We start from the raw sequence: 22,777 nt of genomic DNA, 5'->3' as shown, positions 1-22,777 counted from the left end.
CCTCGATCAACGCTTAAGAATTGGTTACCCGTGCGGCGACCATGCGTTTGCAAGCTTGTGCGAAACCCCGGTTAATGAATGGTTAACGCGTCCGGTCCAGCCGCCCGACAGGCTTTGCGCCGGGGATCGAAGGAGCCGTCCGGGGAACGAAAGAAGGGGCCCGGCCTTGCGGCCGGACCCCTTCCCGAGATGATGAGCCGTGCCTTGCCGATTAACGGAAGAGCGAGAGCAGGCTCTGCGAGGAGTTGTTGGCGATCGAAAGCGCCTGGACACCGAGCTGCTGCTGGGTCTGAAGGGCCTTCAAGCGCGTCGATTCCTCGGTCATGTCGGCGTCGACGAGCGTGCCGACACCCTTCTCGATCGTATCGTTCAGCTTGGACAGGAAGTTCTGCTGCATGTCGATCCGCGAGGAGACCGAACCGAGCGTCGCAGCGGCGCTCGTCACGTTCTCGATCGCCGCGTCGACGATGTTGACGTAGGCGGTCAGGACTGCCTTGGTGTCAGCTGCGGTTTCGACGCCGCGACCCTTCAGGCCTGCCTTGGAGATGTCGATCTCGGCAACCGAGATCAGTGCATCCTGTCCAACCGAGGCGTTCTCGGCGAAGTCGGTCACGATCCCGGAAATCGCGACCGCACTGGTGCTGCCCGTTCCAGTGCTGGTAAAGGTCAGCGAGCCGTCCTTTGCCATCGAACCGACTGTGACGTTCGTGATCGCTGTACCACCGCCTGCACCGTCCGGCTCGGCAAGGGCCTTGATCACGACCGCCTGGAACTCGGCGGCGGAATTGATCTTGCCGTCCGTGGTGCCGAGCGCATCGCTGATCGTCTGCTTGGTGATCTTGACCGTCGCGGCAGCACCGCCGTCGACGGCAAGGCTGAAGGACATGCTGTCATCGTCGACGAACGTCATCTTGTCGTTGAACGCGCCAAGCGTGACGGAAGCCTTCTCGAAGGTAGCCGCAGCTGAGTCGATCATGCCGGCAGCGAACGCCGTCATGTCGACCGTGCCGCCACCGTCATTGGCCGCGCCTGCCGTCACTGCGACATTCGAGGTTGGGCCGGTCTTGGCGGAGGTAAAGGTGAGCACGGACGCGTTGGCAGCACCGCCGGCCTTGGTTCCGACAGTAACGCCCTCGACACCGGCGTCTTTCAAGGCCTGAGTGACGACGAGGGCCATTTCGTCGGCATTGCTGATGACAACTGAATCCGCCGAATTGTTCAGAGCGGTCTGAACCGTGCCGCGCGCAATGGTCACGTCCTTGGCCGTTCCACCATCAACCGCGACGCTGAACGTAATCGTATCTTCGAGGTTGTCGAACGTCAGAGCCGCGAAGTCAGCTGTTGCAGCAGCGGTCGCACGCCCCGCCACGGCGGAGCCTGCCTGGAGCGGACCAGATCCCTGAGCGGCGACCGAGTCTTTTCCGCCAACCGTCAGTGCCTTTCCGTCCGCACCCGTCAGCGTCATCTGCTTGTCCATGATACCGCCGGACGTTCCGGTGGCTGCGGCGTCGAACAGCTTGACTTCGTTGAGGTCGATCTTGACCGAACCGAGCGAGACGGCTCCGCCGGCTTTCGAGTAGGACGAAACTACCGAGGTCTCGCTGGAAAACTTGCTGCTGCCCGAGTTGACCGAAAGCCAGTTCGCGCCGGAGAACGAAGCCGATTCGGCGATGCTCTTGAGCTGTCCCTGAAGCTGCTTGATTTCCGACTGGACCTTGTCGAGATCCACACCGTCAGCACTGGCGGCGGTCAGCTTGTTCTTGATCTCGCCCAGGACGTCCTTGGAAGCGGTGAGGCCGGTATAGGCCGTGTCGACCGTAGCTGCGCCGAGGCCCAGCGCGTCCTGGACTGCGGAGAGCGAAGAACTGTCGGAGCGCATGGTGCTGGCGATCGACCAGTAGGCGGCGTTGTCCTTGGCTTCGGAGACGCGGAAACCGGTCGAGATGCGGTTCTGGGTCTCGTCCATCATGCTGTTCGTCTGCTGCAGGGTCTGCAGCGCAGTCATGGCGGCGACGTTCGTATTGATGCTGGTCATATGGAGTGTCCCGTTTCAAAGGTACAGAAAGAAGGGGTACATTCCGGGCTATTCCGGGACAGCGAACCGGCATCATGCCTACGGAGGAAGTATTGTCTCGACCGCTCGCTGTAGACCCAACATGACAGCCGCCCCCTTTCCGATTTCCTAAAATTTTCATCGACCGGAGTCTTCACCGAGATCCCGTTATATTATCGTTAACGAAGTATTATGAATTATCGTTAACGAACTCTATCCGTGCGTGACGGCGCTTTTGGGGTCTGGCCGCGCAAACGCAAACAGGCCACCCGAGGGGCGGCCTGTTTGCATGACGTTTGGATGGAGACGGTCAGGCGGCTCCGATCAGCCCTGGAAGAGCTGCATGATCGACTGGCTCGAAGCATTGGCGATGGACAGCGCCTGGACGCCGAGCTGCTGCTGGGTCTGAAGGGCCTTCAGCTTGGTCGACTCTTCGGTCATGTCCGCATCGACGAGCGTACCGATCCCCTTGTCGATCGTATCGGTCAGCTTGGACAGGAAGTCGCGCTGCATCTCGATACGGTTGGTGATCGAGCCGAGGTTCGAGGCAGCCGTCGTCACGCTCTCGATCGCCTGGTCGACGACGTTGATGTAGGCGAGGAGCACATCATTGATCTGAGCCGTCGTGGTAGCCCCGCGCTCCTCGAACGCCTTGTCCGATACGTCGATGTCGGCGATCGAGATCTGAGCGCTCGTCGAGGCCGCCGAGTTCGTGCCGTCCTTCTTCGTCGTGACCGCGGAAATAGAGATCGCGCTGGTCGCGGACGTATTCTGGCTGGTGAACGTCACGGCACCATTGGCAAGCGAGCCGACGGTCACGTTCGCAATGGCAGTAACGCTACCATCGCCTGCTGGATCGGCGAGGGCCGCAAGCACCACCCGCTGGAATTCATAGGCCGAGTTGATCTTGCCGTCCGTCGTGCCGAGAGCACGGCTGATGGTCGCTTTGTCGATCGTCACCGGGGTCGGGGTCGCCGCACCATCCACCCCGATCGAGAACTTGATATTCGCATCACCGGTCAGCTGCATCGGAGACTTGAAGGCGTCCATGGTCGCGACGGCCGGCTGATAGGTGGTCGCCGTTGCGTCAAGCGCGAGCGTGGCCGTTGTCAGGTCCGTTCCGCTGGGACCTGACCCGTTGGCACCGGTCGCACCCGTGATCGAAACGGTGCCCTTGTCCGACGTGTAGGTCAGGATGGTACCGCCCGCACCGGTGCCCGGCGCGGTGCCGACATTGACGCCGGGAATGCCCGCATCGATAAGCGCCTGCTGGACGACCTTCACATATTCACTGGCCGTGGTGATGCTGACTGCGTCGGCGGAATTGTCGAGAGCCGTTTGCACGGTTCCGCGGGCGATCGTGACCGCTGTCGTCTTGGTCGTGGGGACGCCTTGGGCATCCGTCGTGACAATATTGACATTGAACGAGATCTTGTCGCCAAGTTCGTCAAACGTCAGCGGTCCGGCAAAATCGGCACCGGCCGTTGCAATCGACTTCCCGGCGGTGGCTTCCTGGGCTTTCAGGCCTCCGGTTCCGCTACCGGGTTTCGAGGACGTGCCACCGATGTCGAGCTTGTTGCCGTTTCTGTCGACCAGGTCGATCTGCCGATCGAGGATACCAGCCTTCGTCGGATCGGACGCGCTGTTCGCGTCATAGAGCTTCAGGTCGTCGACGGAGATATTCACCGAACCAAGCGAGATCGAGCCCGACGACATGCGCGAGAAGGACGAGACGATCGATGTTTCGGAGGAATAGCTTGCTGCGCCGGAATTGACCGAGAGCCAGTTGGCGCCCGAGAAGCTCGCGGAGTCGGCAATGCTCTTCATCTGCTTCTGAAGTTCGGAAACTTCCGACTGGACTTTCGAGCGATCGACGCCGTCCTGGGTGGCGGCGGTCAGCTTGGCCTTGATGTCGACAAGGACGTCCTTGACCGAGGTCATGCCGGTATAGGCGGTGTCCACCGTCGCGGCGCCGAGACCCAGAGCATCGGTGACGGCGCTGAGAGATCTGTTGTCGGAGCGCATGGTGGTTGCAATCGACCAGTAGGCCGCGTTGTCCTTGGCATCGCCGACGCGGAAGCCGGTCGAAATGCGGTTCTGGGTTTCTTCCATCATATTGTTCGTCATCTGCAGGTTCTGCAGTGCGGTCATCGCGGCGACGTTTGTATTGATGCTGGTCATTGCTTTGGCTACCTAAATGAGCGGGGAACCCATCATGGGTGAAGTCTGTGGATTGCCGGCCCTTCATGCCCGGCTGGTGTGGGACCATTCGTAGATCCTTAAGGTTAACGCACGGTGAAAAAGCGGCCCTGAAACAACGTGTCCGTGCAGGATGCGCGAAATTTTTGCGATGCCCGCCTGCACGCGCGAACGGCGGAACGCGGCAGCCCGCGATGACCGTTTTAAGCCTTCTCCATCGGCGGGCCGTCCTATATGACCCCCGACCATCCGGCCGCCACGTGTGCGGCGTGAAGCGAAAGAGGAAGACCCCATGCGCATCGAGGCGATCTCGCGCGGCAAGAACCCGCCGGACGAAGTCAATGTCATCATCGAGGTGCCGATCGGCGGCGAGCCGATCAAGTACGAGCTCGACAAGGAATCCGGCGCCCTGTTCGTCGATCGCTTCCTGTTCACGCCGATGCGCTATCCGGGCAATTACGGCTTCGTGCCGCACACCCTCTCGGACGACGGCGATCCGATCGACGTCCTCATTCTCAACACCCGCCCCCTGATCCCCGGCTGCGTCATTCCGGTGCGTCCGATTGGCGTTCTTGTCATGGAAGACGATGGCGGCCAGGACGAGAAGGTCATCGCGGTGCCGACCACGAAGATGACCCGGCGCTACGAGAGCGTGAAGACCGTCGCCGACATGCCGGAGATCACGCTCAAGCAGGTCGAGCACTTCTTCGAGCACTATAAGGATCTCGAGCCCGGCAAATGGGTGAAGATCCACGAATGGGGCGATGTGGACCGGGCCCGCGACATGATTTCCAAGGCGGTCGAGCGCTACGAGGCGCAGACCAAAGCCTAGACCAAGGCTCAAGCCGGTTGCTCCGGCACCGGGCAACGGGGCCGCCCCATGCGATCCGGCATGCGGGCGGCCTTTTCGCATCCCGCGAAAGCCCGGCGGTTCGATGGTGCCGACGCGATCAACGCGAGGATAACGCTGCCTCGCATCGCGCTCACGTCGCGCGGCGCCCTGGCCTTCCCCGTCACGGCACCCTCGCCGCCGCGTCCTCCTCGGCTCGTTCGGCCGTCTCCTCCTCCTCCGGCAGGACGAGGGAGAGGAGGATCGCCGAAAGGCCGGCAAGGGTAATCGGCGTCGCGAACACTTGGCGGATGAAGTCCGGCAGCTGCCGGGTCGCCTCGGGCACCAGCGTCACCCCGAGCCCCAGGCCGAACGAGATCGCCATGATGTAGACCTTGCGCCGGTCGATCGCCTCGGTCGCGATGATGCGGATTCCCGCCACCGCGATGGTGCCGAACAGGACGAGGGTCGCACCGCCCAGGACGGGCTTGGGCACCAGCAGGAAGGCCTTGCCGATGACCGGCAGGAAGCCCATCACGACGAGGATCGCGGCGATGTAGAGACCGACATGGCGGCTTGCGACGCCGGTCATCTGGATCACGCCGTTGTTCTGCGAGAAGGTCGTGTTGGGGAAGGTGTTGAAGACCGCCGCAAGGCCCGAATTGATGCCATCGGCCAGCACGCCTCCGGTGATCCGCTCCAGATAGAGCGGGCCCTTCACCGGCTCGCCGGAGATCACCGAATTGGCCGTCAGGTCGCCGGTCGTCTCGATCGCGGTGATGAGATAGATGAAGGCGATCGGCAGGAAGAGCCCGATATCGAAATCGAGGCCATATTTGAACGGCACCGGCAGAGCAAGGAACGGCCCGGCGCCGAAGTTCGAGAAATCCACCTCGCCCAGAACCGCCGCGATGGCGAAGCCCGCGAGGAGGCCGAGCATGATCGCGGAGATCCGCACCATCGCATTGGCCTGGAACGTCAGGACGAGGATCACGGCGATGACGACGAAGCCGAGCGCGAGATTGACCGGCGCCCCGAAGGTCTCGCCGGCATTCGCCCCGCCCGCGAAATCGGTGAAGCCGACTTTGATCAGCGACAGGCCGATCACCGTGATGACGATGCCGGTGACGGTGGGCGTGATGATGCGGCGCAGCTTGCCGATGAATCGGGAAAGCACGATCTCGACGAGGCAGCCGACGAGGCAGAGCCCGAAGATCATGGCGAGGATCTCGTCCGGCGTACCGCCCCGTCCCTTCACCGCGAAGCCCGCGGCCAGGATCGCGCCGAGAAAGGCGAAGCTCGTGCCCTGCACGCTGAGAAGTCCGGACCCGACCGGACCGATGCGCTTGCACTGGATGAAGGTGGCGACCCCCGAGACGAACAGCGACATGGCGATGAGATAGGGCACTTCCGCCCCGAGCCCGAGGGCGCCGCCGATGATGAGGCTCGGCGTCACGATGCCGATGATCGCCGCCAGAATGTGCTGGGTCGCGGCCAGCATCGCCGGTCCCGGCGCGGGCCTGTCCTCGAGCGCATAGATCATGCTGCCGAGCGGCCCTGTCTGTTTTTCGCCCATGACGCTGCTCCGATCGTGGCCAGAACCGTGCGCGACGGCCTGCCATTGAGTGTTCTGCCCGTGAGACGGGCAGGTTTCGTGCCAATCGGCAAAAGGCGGCCGCCCCGGCGCGAAACCTCGTCGCAGGCGAAACCTGCGAACGGAACGATCGGGGCCGTTTCGACTTGGCTTCCTGAAAGACATGGGCAAGACGACGGCGCGCCCGACGAACCGAAGGAGACAGTCATGACGAACGACAATCTATCCACTGCGGACAGGGCGGGCACACGGGCGCCGATCACCATCGAGAAGGCGGCGGGCCCGGTCAACGTCACCTTCAACGGTGCGGTCCTCGCCACCACGAAGGATGCCCTGATCGTGCGCGAGACCGGACATGCGCCGGTCTACTACTTCCCGAAGGACCATGTGGAGATGGCCTTTCTCCTGGAGAACGACCACAGGACGCGCTGTCCTTGCAAGGGAGAGGCGCGCTACTGGAACATTTCCGCCGAGGGCCAGGGCGCGGAAAACGCGGTCTGGGCCTATGACGCGCCCTACGCAGGCGTCGAGGAACTGGCCGGCACGCTCGCCTTCGATGCCTCGAAGGTGACGATCGACGATGGCGGCGCTTCCGCCGCCGGGCGCTGAGCGTCGATCCCCGGACTAGGCGGCGGGCCGTTCGGTCCGCCGTTTTCGCCACGGAACATGCGGCTTTGCGCCGCGCACCCGCCTGTCAGCGGTCGCTGTGGCCGAGATCGCGGGCCGGGTCGAGCCGGTCGCGCACCCTTTGCTTCAGGACCTTGGCCTCCGGAAATCCGCCGTCGGCCTTGCGCTCCCAAAGCGTCTGCCCGTCATAGAAGATCTCGAAACGGCCCCCCGTCGCGGGCGTCAGGCTGACGGAGCCGAGATCGGTTCCGAAGGTGGACAACAATTCCTGGGCCATCCAGGCCGCGCGCAGCAGCCACTGGCACTGGGTACAGTAATGGATCGCGATCTGCGGCTTGGCCTTCGCGGTTTCGCTCGTCATCGGTTCGTTTCCTCGCATTGGCCTGTGGACGGCGCCGTCCCGGCCTGTTTCAATGTGCCCCGATCCAGTCATCCTCGCATGACGACACATGCCGATCCTCGTCACGCGAAAGACCGTCCATGACACATTCGACCCTCGGCCAGAACGCCGAAGACAGACAGGCCAAGAATGACGGGCAGGCCAAGAATGACGGGGACGAGACGGTCGCGAACGATTCGTTGAAGGCGGGCGAAACGGACGAGGACGCAAGGCCGGCATCCGGCAAGTCCGGGACCGGCGACCTCGAGGAAGACGAGGACGAGGAGGATAGCGGCGAACCGGTCAAGGAGGCGCGGCGCACCGCCTCCGGGCGCATGCGGCTGAGACTGCGCGCGCTCTATTTCGGCCAGAGCAAGGCTGCGCTGCGCTTCCAGGCGATCATCCTGGTGGTCGATCTCGCCATCATCGCGCTGTTCGTCGTCACGCCCGTGCTTCGCGATACCCGCTACTTCCTGCCGATCGATTATACCGTGGCCGCGATCCTTGCCCTCGATCTCCTCGCCCGCGCGGTCGCGGCACGGAACCTGAAGCGCTGGCTGCGCCAGCTCTTCGTCCTTCTCGACATCTTCATCCTCGTCACGCTGATCTTCCCGATGACGTTCATCAATCTGGGGTTCCTGCGCATCGTTCGCCTGTGGTCGCTCTCGCGCAGCGGCACCTTGTGGCGGCCGCTGCGGCGCTCGAAATATTCGCAGTACGAGCTGCCCGCCAAGGCCGTCGTCAACCTCGTCACCTTCCTCTTTCTGGCGACCGGGTTCATCTACACGTTCTTCTTCCGCCAGACGTCCGGCCTCGAAGGCTATCTCGACGCCCTCTACTTCACCGTCGCCTCGGTGACGACCACGGGCTATGGCGACATCACGCTCGACGGCCCGGCGGGAAAGCTCACCTCGATCCTCATCATGATCATCGGCATCTCGCTGTTCTTCAACCTGGCGCAAGCCGTCTTCAAGCCGCCCAAAGTACAGTACCAGTGCCCCACCTGCGGCCTGCTGCGGCACGATCCCGACGCCATCCACTGCAAGGCCTGCGGCGAACAGTTGAACATTCCCAATGCCGGGGATTGATCGCCCGGAACGCCCCGCCCGTCTCGATGCGCGACGGCATCTTCCGTTCAAGGATTGCCGGAGCGTCCGCGCAGGGATATGCGGCGCTGACGAACCTTTGTCAGGACGCGTCGCCCTCCCACCGCGCAAAGTGACCGCTCGACCATGAAGAACGTCCTTTTCCTCAGCACCTGCAATTCGGCGCGCTCGGTTCTGGCCGAAGCCGTCATGAATGCCGAGTGCGAAGACCGCTTCGATGCGTTTTCGGCCGGAAGCCGCCCGCGCGGCACGATCCACCCGCTGGCGCTCGAGACGTTGCGCGAGGCCGGCTACGAGACGACCGGCCTCAAATCCAAATCCTGGGAAAGCTTTTCCAGCCAGGACGCGCCGGACCTGCATTTCGTGATCACGCTCTGCGACGAAGCTGTTGGCGAGACCTGTCCGGCCTGGCCCGGTACCCCCCAACGCTTCCATTGGGGCATCGTGAACCCGTCGCTCGTGGAGGGGGACGACGCGACCGGAAAGGCGGCCTTCCGGGCCGCACTTGCTCAGATCGAGGCGCGCATCCTGGCTTTCCGGTCCCTGCCCGTCGAGAACATGACCAAGGTCGCCCTGCGGCACGCCATGGAAACCATCGGCACCATGGATGGCGCAAGCCCCCTGGCAGCCGATCCCGCCTCCGACTGACGGTCCACGTGCGCCCGAAGCGACGATCCGGAGGACGCTCGCAGCAGGCGGGTCTCGCGCCGTCTCGCGCCTGCCCGGAGCGCGCAAAGCCAGCCCGTCGTCGAAAAGCTTTCCGGGGCCCCGAACGAAAAAAACCGGTCCTTCGTGGAAAGGTCCGGCTTTTTCGATGGCGCGATGATGGACCGTCGGTTCATGTCCGATCCGGCCATCCGAAGGGGTTTGGCTCTAGACGTAAGCCGAGCGGTCCTTGTTGGTCTCGAGCAGAGCCGACCGCAGCTTTTCGAGGGCACGTGTCTCGATCTGACGCACGCGTTCCTTGGAAATGCCGAGCTTGGTGCCGAGCGCCTCCAGCGTCGCGCCGTCGTCCTGAAGGCGGCGCTCGCGGATGATCTTGAGTTCGCGCTCGGACAGGACGTCGAGGGCGTTGGTCAGCCACGTGACGCGACGCTCGTCGTCGATGGAGACGGACACCGTCTCGTCCGGGAGCGGATCGTTCGCCACCAGGAAGTCCTGGCGATCGGCGCTGCCGGATTCATCGTCGAGGAGCGGCGCGTTGAGCGAGGAATCCGGACCGGAAAGCCGCGAATCCATCAGCGCGACATCGCTTTCGGAGACTTTCAAGGCGCCGGCGATCTCGCGATACATGGCGCTGCCGCTGATCGGTTCGGCACCCTGGCTCAGGCGAGCCCGCAGACGGCGGAGATTGAAGAACAGCGCCTTTTGCGCCGAAGACGTGCCGCCGCGTACGATCGACCAGTTGCGCAGGATATAGTCCTGGATCGACGCACGGATCCACCAGGTCGCGTAGGTCGAGAAGCGCACCTCGCGCTCTGGCTCGAAGCGGGCGGCCGCCTCCAAGAGGCCCACATGGCCCTCTTGAATGAGGTCGTTCATCGCAAGACCAAAGTGACGGAATTTCGAAGCCATCGAGATCACCAGACGCATATGGGCCGATGTGATCTTATGGAGGGCCTGCTGGTCGCGGTTCTCTTTCCAGCGGACGGCAAGTTCGTATTCTTCTTCTCGTTCAAGATAGGGCGCCGCCATGGCGGCCCTGATCATTGTGCGACGAGCGGATTGAGACTTCATGCTATCCCTCCGGTAAAGCGTTCCAGATGTTTCGGCCCATCTGCGTTACGACTCTCGCGCAACACTCCGGTAGAGGCGTAATGCGCCGGGTCATAGGAACGTTCCCGAAGGTGGAAACTTTTTTACGGAATGTAGAGGGGTTCGTGTCTTCGGCAAGATATGCGACCGTGGGGTACGAAAAATTTCCGGGCCGAGGCCTGCACGGCCCTGCATGACAGAGCTGGAAATGACCGGTCTTCTCGTCTGGCCGTCGCACGGGTCATGGACCTGCGACCGTGCCGACTGGAGCGCAGCATGCCGGAAACAAGAGCCTCGATCAAGCCCGCGCGCGAGATCGCCGTGCCGGCCCGGGGCAAACGCGCTTCGAACGGGTGAACGAGGCGCGCATGCCTTGCCCCCTTCGAAGCGACAAGGCTTCGCGGCGGCGGGCACAGACCGCGCTTTTCCCGCATTGAAACAGGTGGCGCAACCACCATCATCCAGGGATGCGCGCTGCCGCGGCCACCAAACGGACCGACCGCCGGAGCGCTTCCATGAAAAAAGCCGGCTCGAACGAACGAACCGGCTTTCATCATGTCGGGCGGGACCCTGCGGCGCTATCCCACCGGAACAGGGGCAATCGAACGGATCAGGCCGCCTCTTCCTTGCCCACGGATGCGTCATTGTCGGCTGCAGTGTCGTCTTCCGCCGCGTCATCGTCGGCTTCGTCGTCGCCCTCGGCCTTGGGACCGCGCTTCGGCCCCTTGTTGAGGTTCTCCTCGATCAACCGCACGGCCTCGGTCTCGGAGACCTCGTTCACCGCCGCCAGTTCGCGCGCCATGCGCCCGAGAGCCGCCTCGTAGAGCTGGCGTTCGGAATAGGACTGCTCCGGCTGGGTGTCGGCCCGGTAGAGATCGCGAACGACTTCGGCGATCTGGATCAGGTCGCCGGAATTGATCTTCGCATCGTATTCCTGTGCGCGGCGGCTCCACATGGTCTTCTTGACCCGGGCACGCCCCTGCACGACCTTCAGCGCACGCTCGACGAAATCGGTCTCGGACAGCTTGCGCATGCCGACCGCGGCGGCCTTGGCCACTGGCACCTTGAGGCGCATCTTGTCCTTCTCGAAATCGACGACGAAGAGTTCGAGCTTCATCCCCGCGACTTCCTGCTCCTCGATCGAAACGATCTTGCCGACGCCGTGCGCCGGATAGACGACGCTTTCGCCGGTCTTGAAGCCTTTGCTTGCGGACGCCTTCTTTGGGCTACTCATACGCTTTCAAACTCCTTCTTGTGCCGGGCCGCTACAGCCGCTAGACACGGGCGACGGTCATGCCGCCGGTTTGATTCAAATTCGTCGTCGTGACGAACCGACATTCGGGTGCGCTCTGTCTTCCGGGCAAGCCGCGACACGGCGATGGCTCGCAGAATGAGCGAACAAACGTCGTGATGGATGGTGGTAATGTCGGCGCGCCCCTTTTGCGCACGATGCGATGCAAAAACGAGAATGCCCGATCGTTCCGTCAACATACCTCAAAATGCCTGAAATCTCAACATCAATCTATTTCGTGCGCGGTTTCGAGCCTTTTCGCGCGGAATTCGGCGGCACGTCGGGTCGCAGATCGGGTGCACCGCAGCATTTGACCTTGCGTCCCCAAGGCGTTGCGGCCGGCAAAACGGCGATGGCGACCGCAAGGTGAGATCGGTCCGGAACGGACATGGCGCGCCGGCGACGCCGTCCACTCCCGCACTCGTCCCGGAGATTGTCCCGACGCGGTCAACGAACATGCCTTGATCGGCGGCGGGGAATTGACCGGCCCCCGAAGTCTCGCTACCTCCAGCCCCATGACGATCAAGCCCCTCATCATTCTGCCCGACCCCGTCCTTCGCAAGGTCTCCGAGCCCGTGGCGCGCGTCGACGACGCGCTGAAACGCTTTGCCGACGACATGCTGGAGACGATGTACGAAGCGCCCGGCATCGGCCTTGCCGCCATCCAGGTGGGCGAGCCCCTGCGCATGCTGACGATCGACATCTCGAAGGAAGAGGACGACAAGCGCCAGCCGCGCGTCTACCTCAACCCGGAGATCGTCGGGGTGGCGGACGATATCAGCGTCTACGAAGAGGGCTGTCTGTCGATCCCGGACTATTTCGCCGAGGTCGAGCGTCCCGCCGGCGTCACCGTGCGCTATCTCGGCCTCGACGGCGAGATGCACGAGGAGGTCGCCGACGGCCTCCTCGCCACCTGCCTGCAGCACGAGATCGACCATCTGAACGGCGTTCTGTTCATCGACTATCTGTCGAAGCTGAAGCGCGACATGGTGATCAAGAAGTTCACCAAGGCGGCCAGGGCCAAGCGCGTCACCGCCTGAGCACGGACACACCGCCGCCCGGAAACGCGCGGATCGCCCTTCCGCGCCCGCCCGGTCCTCACGGGCACGCGCGGGCGCTTGTCCTGAGAGGCCCCCAGGGTCGCCCGTTTCGGGCCATCGGCTACCCGCCGATGCCGCAAAGCCCATAGGCGGTCTGGTCGTCCCAATCCTCGAACGGCGTTCTGCGCGCCTCGAAGCTGATGGCCTTGCCGTCGAGAACGCCCTTGCCGGCGGACAGATCGAGTTCGCAATCGACCGATGGCTCTTCCTGCAGCTTGTCGTAGGAATTGTACTGGAAACGGGTGACGTGGAAGCGGTCGCCGCCAGAGGCCAGCGTCACCCGCTGCTCCCAGGCCGCGCGACCGATCCCGGTATTCAAGGACAGGATCTGCAGCGAGCCGTCGGGCAGCGCCTCGAGCGCCGGAACCTGTCCGGCGAACAGCGGCGCGGTGCCGATCGCGGCGTTCGGAACGCTGAGCGCCGGCGACAGCTTGCCCGGCGGCTGATCCTGATCATAGCCCTTCAGCAGGATATGGAGGTCGGGGCCGAACGCGGCGCCGTTCCCCGGCAGGACGAGCAGGGCCGCATCCTGCGAGCCGTTCCGGTCAAAGTCTCCGGTGGCGACCGAGACGATATCGACCGGATGGAAGGCGCCTTCGCCGTGGGTCTCGTCCTCTTGTGCCGCAAGGCTGGACGCGCTCCCGAGCAACAGCAGGCTTCCCACCATCAGATGAGGAGCGAAAGTCTTGATTCGGAGGGACTTCATCCGTTCCTTTCCCGTTGTCCGACGATTGCGATATGGGCCAGATCCGGTGCAGAATGCAAGCATAGGATGACGCCGTCCGACGGGAGGCAAGCGGCAGCCGGAGGGTGAAATCCCTTGCCGGAACCCTTCCCGCGCCGTAGAACGCGTCCTGAAAAAACGAACGATCCGAGCGGACACGATCCTGGCCGTCCACCGCTCGGGCCAACGCAGTCGAACGACCCGTGCGTGGGCTCCATCCTGCTTCTCTCCCCATCGGGAAGCGGGAACGGAAACGCCGCGCCTATAACGACGATATGACGGACCGACGGCCGATGACGACGACAACGCACTCCCCATCCGACACCCGGTTCGCGACGATCCTTGCGATCGCCGCCGGCTGCCTCATCGCACTCCTCACCTTCGGGCCGCGCTCGGCGATCGGCTTCTTCCAGCTTCCCATGATCACCGACCGGGGCTGGACGCGCGAGGATTTCGCCATCGCCATCGCCATCCAGAATCTCTTCTGGGGCGCGGGCCAGCCGATCTTCGGCGCCATCGCGGACAAGTTCGGCACGGCCAAGGTGCTGGTTCTGTCGGGCCTTCTCTACGCGGCGGGTCTTGCCGTCACGGCGCTCGGTGAAGCGCCGGTCTGGCTCATCGTCGGCCAGGGCATTCTCGTCGGCCTCGCGGTCGCGGCCGGATCGTTCGGCATCGTGCTCGCCGCCTTCGCAAGGCGCGTCACGCCCGAACAGCGTTCCTTCGTCTTCGGGCTCGGCACCGCGGCGGGATCGGCCGGCATGTTCGTCTTCGCGCCGCTCACAAGGGGCCTCATCGATGCCTATGGCTGGTCCGACGCGCTCCTCGTCATGGCCGGCACCCTCCTGATCGTGCCGATCCTCGCCATCGCCCTGCGCGGCGCGCCGAGGATCGGATCGGCGCTTCTGGCGCACGAGGTCGAGCAGACCATGGGCGAGGCGTTGCGCGAGGCCTTCGCCACCAAGGGCTATCGCCTTCTGACCGCCGGCTTCTTCGTCTGCGGCTTTCAGGTCGCCTTCATCACCGCCCACTTTCCGGCCTATCTCGCCGACAAGGGGATCGACGCCACCTATGCCGTCATCGGCATGGCGCTGATCGGCTTCTTCAACATCATCGGCTCGCTCGCCTCCGGCGTCATCGGCCAGAGAAGCCCGAAGCCGATGCTGCTCGTCTTCATCTATATCGGGCGCTCCATCGCGGTGACGGCGTTCCTCCTGACGCCGATCACGCCGGCGACGGTCGTCGTCTTCTCGGCCGTGATGGGCATCCTGTGGCTGTCGACGGTGCCGCCGACGAACGCCCTCGTCGCCATCATGTTCGGCACGAAATATCTCGGCCTCCTGGGCGGCGCGGTGTTCTTCTCGCATCAGGTCGGCTCGTTCCTGGGCGTCTGGCTCGGCGGCTATCTCTATTCGATCTACGGCACCTACGATCCGGTCTGGTGGCTCGGCGTCGGCCTTGGCCTGTTCGCGGCGCTCGTCCACTGGCCGATCCGCGAGGAGGCCGCGCCCCGGCTGACCGCAAGCGCCGCGACACCCTGAACCCGCGCCACGAACCTGCGCGACGATCCGTCGGGCGCGCCGCGCTCATTCACTCGCGGCGGCGACGAAGCTGACGCGCGACAGGGGCTCCTCGATTCCGCGCGGCTCGTAGACATGGCGGGCGAGGAAATAGCGCGTCAGCATGAACCCCGTCCGCAACCCCGCGCCGTCGGCGGCGAGATCGCGTGCGGTCATGAAGTCCGGCAGGGCGAGAAGGCGCGCCTTGTAGGGTTCGCCGGGCTCCCGCCCCACCGCGCGCCCGCTTCTGGGCGACACATAGACAAGATCGGCGCTCGCACCGGTTGCCGCGCACCGCGTCAGGTCGAGGCCGTAGCCGAGCTCTTCCAGGATGGCGAGTTCGAATCGCAGCATCAGTTCGCCCGCCGTCAGGCCGGAGCCCGTGAGATTGTCGAGAAGGACGAGGAACCCGTCATAGAGCCGGGGGTGGGCCTCCCGCTCGGCCAGCAGACGCAGATGGCTGGCGGCCAGCTGCACCCCGTGAAGCCCGATCGCGCTTTCCATCAATGCGCCCGCGCGCAGCGTCAGAGGCTCCAACGAAAAAGCCCCCATATGCTCGTCGAGCCGGGCGCGCCAATGCACCGAGACCGTGTTGCCCGGCTGGAGAACGGCACGCATCGCCCGCGATCGGCCGCCGCGCACCAGGCCCAGATGGCGCCCGCGCGAGCGGGTCATCAGTTCGGCGATGACGCTCGTCTCGCCATGGCGCTTGACCCCGAGGACGATCCCTTCCTCACGCCACTCCATCGGCTGGCCTAGCCCGTCTGGCCGACGATTTCGCGGGTGGCGTCGAAGGAAATCTCCTTGTTGCGCTCGATGATGTAGCGCAGGTCCCACTCGTCGCGGCACAGATAGACCGGACGGTCGTCCCGGTCGCGCACGACCTGGGTCGTATTGTCCTTGATGAACTGCTTGAGCTTCACCTCGCTCTCGGCCCGGATCCAGCGCGCCACATTGTATTGCACCGGCTCGAAGGTGACGTCGGCCTTGTATTCGCCCGAGATGCGCGAGGCGAGAACGTCGAGCTGCAGCGGGCCGACGACGCCGACGATCCAGTCCGAGCCGAAGGTCGGTCGGAACACCTGGACGAGCCCTTCCTGGGCAAGGTCCTCGAGGCCCCGGCGCAGCTGCTTCATCTTCATCGTATCCTCCAGGCGAACCCGGCGCAGCACTTCCGGCGCGAACGCCGGCAGGCCCGTGAAGCGGAAGGTCTCGCCCTCGGTCAGCGTATCGCCCACCTGCAGGGTGCCGTGATTGGGAATGCCGATCACGTCGCCGGCATAGGCTTCTTCGGTCAGCGAGCGCTCCTGCGCCACGAAGTAGATCGGGTTCGACACCGCGATCGCCTTGCCCGAGCGCACATGGTCGAGCTTCATGCCGCGCTTGAAATGGCCCGAGCAGAACCGGACGAACGCCACGCGGTCCCGGTGCTTGGGGTCCATGTTGGCCTGCACCTTGAAGACGAAGCCCGAGACCTTGTCGCCCGACGGATCGACGGGCCCCTTGTCGGAGGGCTGGGGCCTTGGCTCGGGCGCGTGGGTCGCGACAAAATCCATCAGCCGGTCGACGGCGAAGTTCTCCAGCGCCGAGCCGAAGATGACGGGCGTCAGATGGCCGTCGCGATAGGCGACCGGGTCGAACGCGGCATAGCCCTCGGCGGCCAGTTCCGCCGAATCCCGGAACGCGGCATAGGCGTCCTCGCCGAGCGTCTGCCTGAGGGCCGGATCGTCGAGCCCCCCCTCGAAATGCCGGGTGCCGGCGCCCTTGGCGGAGATGAAGTCGTTGGCGGCCAGATCGTAGCAGCCCTTAAACAGCCCGCCCTGCCCCACCGGCCAGATCACCGGCGCGACGGTGAGCGCGAGTTGCTCCTCGATCTCGTCGAGAAGCTCGAACGGATCGCGCCCTTCCCGGTCGATCTTGTTGACGAAGGTGATGATCGGAATGTCGCGCAGGCGGCAGATCTCGAACAGCTTGCGGGTCTGGCCCTCGATGCCCTTGGCCGCGTCGATCACCATGATCGCGCTGTCGACCGCCGTCAGCGTCCGGTAGGTGTCCTCGGAAAAGTCGCTGTGGCCAGGCGTGTCGAGAAGGTTGAAGTTGATGCCATCCTTCTCGAACGTCATCACCGAGGAGGTGACCGAGATGCCGCGGTTCTTCTCGATCTCCATCCAGTCGGACTTGGCCCTTGCCTTGTTGCCCTTGGCGCGCACGGCGCCCGCCATCTCGATCGCGCCGCCCGTCAGGAGCAGTTTCTCGGTCAGCGTCGTCTTGCCGGCGTCCGGATGGGAGATGATCGCGAAGGTGCGCCGGTTCGAATAGGCCGACGTCATGTCGCGCGCGGGGCGTGCCTCTGGCTCGGTCTTGATCGCGACGCTGCTCATGGTCGGGGCTTTCTTGGATCTGTGGACATCATCATCGGGGGGCGCTCTGCCTGCGGAGCGTCGTCATTGGCATGCTTTATGGCGGTTCGCGCGATCAGTTACAAACATCTCGGACCAACCGCCTGCCGCATCGACCCGCGCCGGTGCGACCGCGCCGACCGATCGTGGGCAAAATAAGGGCAATATCTTCGCATCTGCGTATATTCTGCCACTATTGCCTATTTTTAAATCATAATCCGCGCCCGGATGCCGCTCCGATCCCTCCGACAACGCCGCGCCGCCGCCTTCCTGGCGCCGGGAAACCACGGCTTCATCCTGCGCGCCGCCGCCGATGATCAGTCTGGCACACCAATTGCTTCACTCCTTCGTGAGCCCGCCGCCACGAGCGGGAACCCTACAGGAGAGAGCTTCAATGAATTCACCGAAGAACTGGCTGAGACGTCTCGGCGCTGCGGCTCTTGTCGGCTCGGCCATGATGACAGGTGCCTTCGCGCAGGATGCGGCCACCCCGGAAGCGCCGAGCGGCGAGCCGATCAAGGTCGGCGTCCTCCACTCGCTGTCGGGCACGATGGCGATTTCCGAGACGACCCTCAAGGACGTCATGCTGATGCTCATCGACGAGCAGAACAAGAAGGGCGGTCTTCTCGGCCGGCCGCTGGAAGCCGTCGTCGTCGATCCGGCCTCCGACTGGCCGCTGTTCGCCGAGCAGATGCGCCAGCTCGTCTCCCAGGACGACGCCGACGTCGTCTTCTGCTGCTGGACCTCGGTCTCGCGCAAATCCATCCTGCCGGTCGCCGAGGAACTGAACACGGTCGTCTTCTATCCGGTGCAGTTCGAGGGCGAGGAATCCTCGCGCAACATCTTCTACACCGGCGCCGCGCCGAACACCCAGGCCATTCCCGCCGTCGACTATCTGATGGAAGAAGGCGTCGAACGCTGGGTGCTCGAAGGCACCGACTATGTCTACCCGCGCACGACCAACAAGATCCTCGAGCAATATCTGAAGGACAAGGGCGTTGCCGCCGAGGACATTCTCGTCAACTACACCCCGTTCGGCTTCTCCGACTGGCAGACGCAGGTCTCCCGCATCAAGGAATTCGGCGCGACCGGCAAGAAGGCCGCCGTCGTCTCCACCGTCAACGGCGATGCGAACGTGCCGTTCTACAAGGAGCTGGCCAACCAGGGCATCGAAGCGACCGACATTCCCGTCGTCGCCTTCTCGGTGGGTGAGGAAGAACTCGCCGGCATCGACACGGCCCCCCTCGTCGGCCATCTGGCGGCGTGGAACTATTTCATGAGTGTCGATACGCCCGAAAACGCCGAGTTCATCGAAAAGTGGCATGCGTTCATCGGCAACGAGGACCGCGTCACCAACGATCCGATGGAGGCGCACTATATCGGCTTCAACATGTGGGTGAAGGCCGTGGAAGCGGCCGGCACCACGGATGCCGACGCCGTCATCGAGGCGCTTCCGGGCATCGAGCAGGCGAACCTCACCGGCGGCACGTCGGTCATGGGCAAGAACCACTACATCTCCAAGCCCGTCCTCATCGGCGAGATCAACGACGAGGGTCAGTTCGACATCGTCTCCGAGACCGACGGTGTCGTCGAAGGAGACGCCTGGTCGGACTTCCTGCCGGAATCCAAGGGCCTCGTCGCCGACTGGACCCAGCCGATCAATTGCGGCAACTACAACACCGAGACCAAGAGCTGCGGCGGTGCCGGCGCCGAAGAAGCGGCGGCGGCAACACCTGCCGCTGAGCCGGCCGCCAACTAGACGAGAGCATCGCCCCGAACATCGGACTCGATTTTCGGAAGGCGTGATGCGTGACGTCAGAAAGAGAGCCGCAGGATCGGGCGTCTGGAGAGACGCACGATCCTGCGGGCAAGGCTTCGAGCCGAGCGGGCTCGCACGGGATACGCGTCGATTCTCCCAAGCCAGACGCGTCGGGGCGGCCATAGGGCACCGCAAGGTGGCCGCCCCATTTTCGTTTTTCTTGACGCAGCGACATTCGCGGTGACGCCGAGTTCCCGTTTCCGGGACGCGCGTCGCCGTCGGCCTTTCCCGGGCGGCCAAGGGATGTCGGCCCATTATGGACAAGATCATGCGTGCAGTTTCATTTCAGCTTCTTTCGACGAAGCCTTTCCGCGATCGTCTCCGCGATCGTCGGGACGGTGGCGCGGCATGAGGGCGTCCTGCGCGATGCGCCGGCTCGCAGCCTTGATGTTCGTCCTTGCCGCCCTCGCCCTTCCCGCGCCGGGCCACGCGCAGGATCGGCAGGCACCCGCCGCTGCGGCCGACGACACCGCAAGCGACCCGGCCGCGATCATCCAGCGCTTCGGCGGCAAGCAGAGCTATGACGAGACCGAAGCCGTCATCGCCGACCTCGCCGCGACGGGCGACCCAGCCGTGTCGCTGGCCCTGCGCGCGCTGCGCGAAGGCGATCTCTACTGGCGGGAAAGCGACGCGGCGGTCTTCATCGCCGAACGCGACGGCGACGATTATGCGCTCGCCGATCCCCTGACCGGCGCCGATGCCGGCACCGCCCCGCGCGGCGAGATGACGAAGGTCCGCGTCAAGAACTCGATCCGCAACGCCGTCACCGGCGCCCTCGGCTCCCTGACGCTGCGCTCCGACAATCCGGCCCAGCGCATGCGCGCCGCCGACACCCTGTTCGGCGAGGCCGATCCGGAGATGATCGAGCCGCTGGAGGCCGCCATCGCGGCGGAGGAGGACGCCGACGTCAAGCTGGCGATGGAGCAGGCGCGCGCCGCCGCGATCCTCAATTCCGACCGCCCGGACGTCGAGAAGGCCGCCGTCACCGAGGTGCTCGCGACCCGCGGCAGCCGCGAGGCGATGACCATCCTGAACGCCTTCGCCGCCTCCACCGGGGACGAGACGGCGAGAACGGCGGCCAATTCCGCCGCCGCGCAGATCCAGTCCAACATCAATTTCTGGAACCAGGCGCAGAACGTCTGGTACGGGCTGTCGCTCGGCTCGGTGCTGCTGCTGGCCGCCATCGGCCTTGCCATCACCTTCGGCGTCATGGGCGTCATCAACATGGCCCATGGCGAGATGGTCATGCTCGGCGCCTACACGACCTATGTGGTCCAGGAACTCATCCGCACCCATGTTCCCGACCTCTTCGCCTGGTCGCTCGCCATCGCCCTTCCGCTCGCCTTCCTGGTGTCCGGCCTCGTCGGCCTCGTCATGGAGCGCGGCCTGATCCGCTTTCTCTACGGCCGGCCGCTCGAAACCCTCCTGGCCACCTTCGGCGTCTCCCTCATCCTGCAGCAGGCCGTGCGCAGCGCGTTCGGCCCGACCAACCGCGAGGTCGGCAATCCGGACTGGATGTCCGGCGCGTTCGACGTCGGGCTGATGGCGGTGACCTGGAACCGGCTGTGGATCATCGTCTTCTCCCTCGTCGTCTTCGCCGGGCTGCTGCTCGTCCTCAACAGGACAGCGCTCGGTCTGCAGATGCGGGCCGTCACCCAGAACCGGCCGATGGCGTCGGCCATGGGCATCCGCACCCCCTGGGTGGACGCGCTGACATTCGCGCTCGGTTCCGGGATCGCCGGCATTGCCGGCGTCGCGCTCAGCCAGATCGACAATGTCTCCCCCAATCTCGGCCAGGGCTACATCATCGACAGCTTCATGGTGGTCGTCTTCGGCGGGGTCGGAAATCTCTGGGGCACGCTGGTCGGGGCGATGAGCCTCGGCATCCTCAACAAGTTCCTGGAGCCGTATGCCGGCGCGGTTCTGGGCAAGATCGTCGTCCTCGTGCTCATCATCCTCTTCATCCAGAAACGCCCTCGCGGCCTGTTTGCGCAAAAGGGACGCTTCGTGGACGCATGATCTTCGCCCGCTACCTTGGAGCCCGCGTCTGGTTCCTCATCCTGCTTCTCGTGGCGGCGGCGGTGCTGGTGCCGATGGCCAGCCTCTGGCTTCCCGCATCCAGCCCGTTCCACGTGCCGCCCTACGCGGTGCCGCTGATCGGCAAGTATATCTGCTACGCCCTCCTCGCCCTCTCGCTCGATCTCGTCTGGGGCTATCTCGGCATCCTGTCGCTCGGCCACGGCGCGTTCTTCGCGCTCGGCGGCTATGCCATGGGCATGTATCTGATGCGGCAGATCGGCTCGCGCGGCGTCTACGGCGATCCGGTGCTGCCCGACTTCATGGTGTTCCTAAACTGGCAGGAGCTGCCCTGGTACTGGTACGGCTTCGACCAGTTCTGGTTCGCGGCCCTGATGATCGTCGTCGCGCCCGGCCTCCTCGCCTTCGTGTTCGGCTATTTCGCCTTTCGAAGCCGGGTGACGGGGGTCTATCTCTCGATCATCACGCAGGCCATGACCTATGCCCTGCTGCTCGCCTTCTTCCGCAACGATATGGGCTTCGGCGGCAACAACGGCCTCACCGACTTCAAGGACATTCTGGGCTTTTCGATCCAGGCGCCCGAAACCCGGGCCACGCTGTTTGCGGCAAGCTGCGTCGCGCTGGCACTCGGCATTCTCACGGTCGGCGCCATCACCCGCTCCAAGCTCGGCAATCTCATGATCGCGGTGCGCGATTCGGAAAGCCGCACCCGCTTCATCGGTTGGCGCCCGGAACATGTGAAGCTCTTCGGCTTCACGGTCTCGGCCATCATGGCCGGCATTGCCGGCGCCCTCTACGTGCCGCAGGTCGGCATCATCAATCCGGGCGAGTTCGATCCGGTGAACTCCATCGAGATCGTCGTCTGGGCGGCCGTCGGCGGCCGCGGAACGCTCGTCGGCCCGGTGCTCGGCGCCCTCGTGGTCAATTACGGCAAGACCGTCTTCACCTCGCTCGCGCCCGAATACTGGCTCTTCGTCCTCGGCGGCCTCTTCGTCTTCGTCACCCTGTTCCTGCCGCGCGGCATCGTCGGCACCCTCGACCACGGCTTCGGCGGCTGGAAGAACCGCCGCGCCGCCGCCGCGCGCGAACGGGGCGAGGCTGATGGCGGCAGCGCGCCGCACGCTCCCGATCCCGACACGGCCGCCGCGAGGCCCGCAGAATGACCATGACCGATCCATCGCCGGCACGCGACGGCGCGCCCGCGCCAATCCACGGGAACCGCGCCCGCCTCGAAGACGCTCCGGGCGCGACCGCCGCATCGGGCTGGGGCGAGCGAAGCGGCGAGCCTTTCGTCTCCCCGCACCCTTAC

General features: G+C 64.5%; 18 protein-coding genes. 9 read left to right on the top strand and 9 right to left on the bottom strand.

Annotated elements, in window-relative coordinates; all coding sequences use genetic code 11:
* Positions 1–211: 211 nt before the first annotated feature.
* Positions 212–2,035, bottom strand: coding sequence for a flagellin N-terminal helical domain-containing protein (locus tag U0C82_RS07850; RefSeq protein ID WP_322186520.1), 1,824 nt, complete (start codon positions 2,033–2,035; stop codon positions 212–214).
* A 342-nt stretch (positions 2,036–2,377) separates the two neighbouring features.
* Positions 2,378–4,234: a flagellin N-terminal helical domain-containing protein gene (locus tag U0C82_RS07845; protein ID WP_322186519.1), complete on the bottom strand. Its 1,857-nt coding sequence runs from the start codon at positions 4,232–4,234 to the stop codon at positions 2,378–2,380.
* 310 nt (positions 4,235–4,544) lie between these two features.
* On the opposite strand from U0C82_RS07845, the gene ppa reads away from it, so the two are divergent.
* The gene (gene ppa / locus U0C82_RS07840) at positions 4,545–5,084 is read left to right on the top strand and encodes an inorganic diphosphatase (protein ID WP_322186518.1); all 540 of its coding nucleotides are present in this window, start codon (positions 4,545–4,547) and stop codon (positions 5,082–5,084) included.
* 181 nt (positions 5,085–5,265) lie between these two features.
* Here ppa and U0C82_RS07835 read toward each other — a convergent pair whose 3' ends face one another.
* Positions 5,266–6,657: a nucleobase:cation symporter-2 family protein gene (locus U0C82_RS07835; protein ID WP_322186517.1), complete on the bottom strand. Its 1,392-nt coding sequence runs from the start codon at positions 6,655–6,657 to the stop codon at positions 5,266–5,268.
* Between the two features lie 225 nt (positions 6,658–6,882).
* Between U0C82_RS07835 and U0C82_RS07830 the strand changes: the two genes are divergently transcribed.
* A complete protein-coding gene (locus tag U0C82_RS07830; RefSeq protein ID WP_322186516.1) occupies positions 6,883–7,284 on the top strand; it encodes a DUF427 domain-containing protein in 402 nt (133 codons plus the stop codon).
* 85 nt (positions 7,285–7,369) lie between these two features.
* Here U0C82_RS07830 and U0C82_RS07825 read toward each other — a convergent pair whose 3' ends face one another.
* Positions 7,370–7,663, bottom strand: a complete 294-nt coding sequence (locus tag U0C82_RS07825) for an Rdx family protein (RefSeq protein WP_322186515.1) — start codon at positions 7,661–7,663, stop codon at positions 7,370–7,372.
* Between the two features lie 353 nt (positions 7,664–8,016).
* Between U0C82_RS07825 and U0C82_RS07820 the strand changes: the two genes are divergently transcribed.
* Both U0C82_RS07820 and U0C82_RS07815 read left to right on the top strand, forming a co-directional pair.
* Positions 8,017–8,769, top strand: a complete 753-nt coding sequence (locus U0C82_RS07820; protein ID WP_322186874.1) for a potassium channel family protein — start codon at positions 8,017–8,019, stop codon at positions 8,767–8,769.
* Positions 8,770–8,913: 144 nt separating this feature from the next.
* Entirely contained in the window at positions 8,914–9,435 is a 522-nt protein-coding gene (locus U0C82_RS07815; RefSeq protein WP_322186514.1) for an arsenate reductase ArsC, read from the top strand.
* 225 nt (positions 9,436–9,660) lie between these two features.
* On the opposite strand, the gene U0C82_RS07810 is transcribed toward U0C82_RS07815, so the two are convergent.
* Together U0C82_RS07810 and U0C82_RS07805 are read right to left on the bottom strand one after the other, a co-directional pair.
* Positions 9,661–10,524, bottom strand: coding sequence for an RNA polymerase factor sigma-32 (locus U0C82_RS07810; protein ID WP_322186513.1), 864 nt, complete (start codon positions 10,522–10,524; stop codon positions 9,661–9,663).
* 628 nt (positions 10,525–11,152) lie between these two features.
* On the bottom strand, positions 11,153–11,776 hold the full coding sequence (locus tag U0C82_RS07805; protein WP_322186511.1) for a CarD family transcriptional regulator: 624 nt from the start codon (positions 11,774–11,776) through the stop codon (positions 11,153–11,155).
* A 572-nt stretch (positions 11,777–12,348) separates the two neighbouring features.
* Here U0C82_RS07805 and def point away from each other — a divergent pair.
* Complete coding sequence (gene def, locus U0C82_RS07800; protein WP_322186510.1) at positions 12,349–12,873, top strand: peptide deformylase; 525 nt, start codon at positions 12,349–12,351, stop codon at positions 12,871–12,873.
* 121 nt (positions 12,874–12,994) lie between these two features.
* Here the strand turns inward: def and U0C82_RS07795 are convergent, their stop codons facing one another.
* Positions 12,995–13,639, bottom strand: coding sequence for a hypothetical protein (locus U0C82_RS07795; protein ID WP_322186509.1), 645 nt, complete (start codon positions 13,637–13,639; stop codon positions 12,995–12,997).
* Positions 13,640–13,950: 311 nt separating this feature from the next.
* Between U0C82_RS07795 and U0C82_RS07790 the strand changes: the two genes are divergently transcribed.
* Complete coding sequence (locus U0C82_RS07790) at positions 13,951–15,195, top strand: MFS transporter (RefSeq protein ID WP_322186508.1); 1,245 nt, start codon at positions 13,951–13,953, stop codon at positions 15,193–15,195.
* 45 nt (positions 15,196–15,240) lie between these two features.
* On the opposite strand, the gene recO is transcribed toward U0C82_RS07790, so the two are convergent.
* Both recO and U0C82_RS07780 read right to left on the bottom strand, forming a co-directional pair.
* Entirely contained in the window at positions 15,241–15,960 is a 720-nt protein-coding gene (gene recO, locus U0C82_RS07785) for a DNA repair protein RecO (RefSeq protein WP_322186507.1), read from the bottom strand.
* An 8-nt stretch (positions 15,961–15,968) separates the two neighbouring features.
* A complete protein-coding gene (locus U0C82_RS07780; RefSeq protein ID WP_322186506.1) occupies positions 15,969–17,594 on the bottom strand; it encodes a peptide chain release factor 3 in 1,626 nt (541 codons plus the stop codon).
* A 412-nt stretch (positions 17,595–18,006) separates the two neighbouring features.
* On the opposite strand from U0C82_RS07780, the gene urtA reads away from it, so the two are divergent.
* From urtA to urtC, 3 genes are all read left to right on the top strand, one after another.
* The gene (gene urtA, locus U0C82_RS07775; RefSeq protein ID WP_322186505.1) at positions 18,007–19,371 is read left to right on the top strand and encodes an urea ABC transporter substrate-binding protein; all 1,365 of its coding nucleotides are present in this window, start codon (positions 18,007–18,009) and stop codon (positions 19,369–19,371) included.
* Between the two features lie 447 nt (positions 19,372–19,818).
* Positions 19,819–21,450 (top strand): urea ABC transporter permease subunit UrtB, encoded by a 1,632-nt coding sequence (gene urtB, locus U0C82_RS07770; RefSeq protein WP_322186873.1) that lies wholly within the window; start codon positions 19,819–19,821, stop codon positions 21,448–21,450.
* Positions 21,447–22,631, top strand: a complete 1,185-nt coding sequence (gene urtC, locus U0C82_RS07765) for an urea ABC transporter permease subunit UrtC (RefSeq protein ID WP_322186504.1) — start codon at positions 21,447–21,449, stop codon at positions 22,629–22,631. The genes urtB and urtC overlap by 4 nt, the downstream gene beginning before the upstream one ends.
* Positions 22,632–22,777 lie beyond the last annotated feature (146 nt).

It is taken from the genome of Fulvimarina uroteuthidis, from assembly GCF_034321785.1.
Lineage (GTDB): Bacteria > Pseudomonadota > Alphaproteobacteria > Rhizobiales > Rhizobiaceae > Fulvimarina > Fulvimarina uroteuthidis.
Note: the sequence above shows the minus strand (reverse complement) of the source record. Positions and strands in the feature narration are given on the sequence as shown.

Coding starts and splice junctions, on each gene's coding strand:
- urtC (WP_322186504.1), top strand. CDS start 21,447: ATGATCTTCGCCCGCTACCTTGGAGCCCGCGTCTGGTTCCTCATCCTG.
- def (WP_322186510.1), top strand. CDS start 12,349: ATGACGATCAAGCCCCTCATCATTCTGCCCGACCCCGTCCTTCGCAAG.
- U0C82_RS07830 (WP_322186516.1), top strand. CDS start 6,883: ATGACGAACGACAATCTATCCACTGCGGACAGGGCGGGCACACGGGCG.
- U0C82_RS07825 (WP_322186515.1), bottom strand. CDS start 7,663: ATGACGAGCGAAACCGCGAAGGCCAAGCCGCAGATCGCGATCCATTAC.
- ppa (WP_322186518.1), top strand. CDS start 4,545: ATGCGCATCGAGGCGATCTCGCGCGGCAAGAACCCGCCGGACGAAGTC.
- U0C82_RS07795 (WP_322186509.1), bottom strand. CDS start 13,639: ATGAAGTCCCTCCGAATCAAGACTTTCGCTCCTCATCTGATGGTGGGA.
- U0C82_RS07805 (WP_322186511.1), bottom strand. CDS start 11,776: ATGAGTAGCCCAAAGAAGGCGTCCGCAAGCAAAGGCTTCAAGACCGGC.
- U0C82_RS07850 (WP_322186520.1), bottom strand. CDS start 2,035: ATGACCAGCATCAATACGAACGTCGCCGCCATGACTGCGCTGCAGACC.
- urtA (WP_322186505.1), top strand. CDS start 18,007: ATGAATTCACCGAAGAACTGGCTGAGACGTCTCGGCGCTGCGGCTCTT.
- U0C82_RS07780 (WP_322186506.1), bottom strand. CDS start 17,594: ATGAGCAGCGTCGCGATCAAGACCGAGCCAGAGGCACGCCCCGCGCGC.
- recO (WP_322186507.1), bottom strand. CDS start 15,960: ATGGAGTGGCGTGAGGAAGGGATCGTCCTCGGGGTCAAGCGCCATGGC.
- U0C82_RS07790 (WP_322186508.1), top strand. CDS start 13,951: ATGACGACGACAACGCACTCCCCATCCGACACCCGGTTCGCGACGATC.
- U0C82_RS07820 (WP_322186874.1), top strand. CDS start 8,017: ATGCGGCTGAGACTGCGCGCGCTCTATTTCGGCCAGAGCAAGGCTGCG.
- U0C82_RS07835 (WP_322186517.1), bottom strand. CDS start 6,657: ATGGGCGAAAAACAGACAGGGCCGCTCGGCAGCATGATCTATGCGCTC.
- U0C82_RS07810 (WP_322186513.1), bottom strand. CDS start 10,524: ATGAAGTCTCAATCCGCTCGTCGCACAATGATCAGGGCCGCCATGGCG.
- U0C82_RS07845 (WP_322186519.1), bottom strand. CDS start 4,234: ATGACCAGCATCAATACAAACGTCGCCGCGATGACCGCACTGCAGAAC.
- urtB (WP_322186873.1), top strand. CDS start 19,819: ATGTTCGTCCTTGCCGCCCTCGCCCTTCCCGCGCCGGGCCACGCGCAG.
- U0C82_RS07815 (WP_322186514.1), top strand. CDS start 8,914: ATGAAGAACGTCCTTTTCCTCAGCACCTGCAATTCGGCGCGCTCGGTT.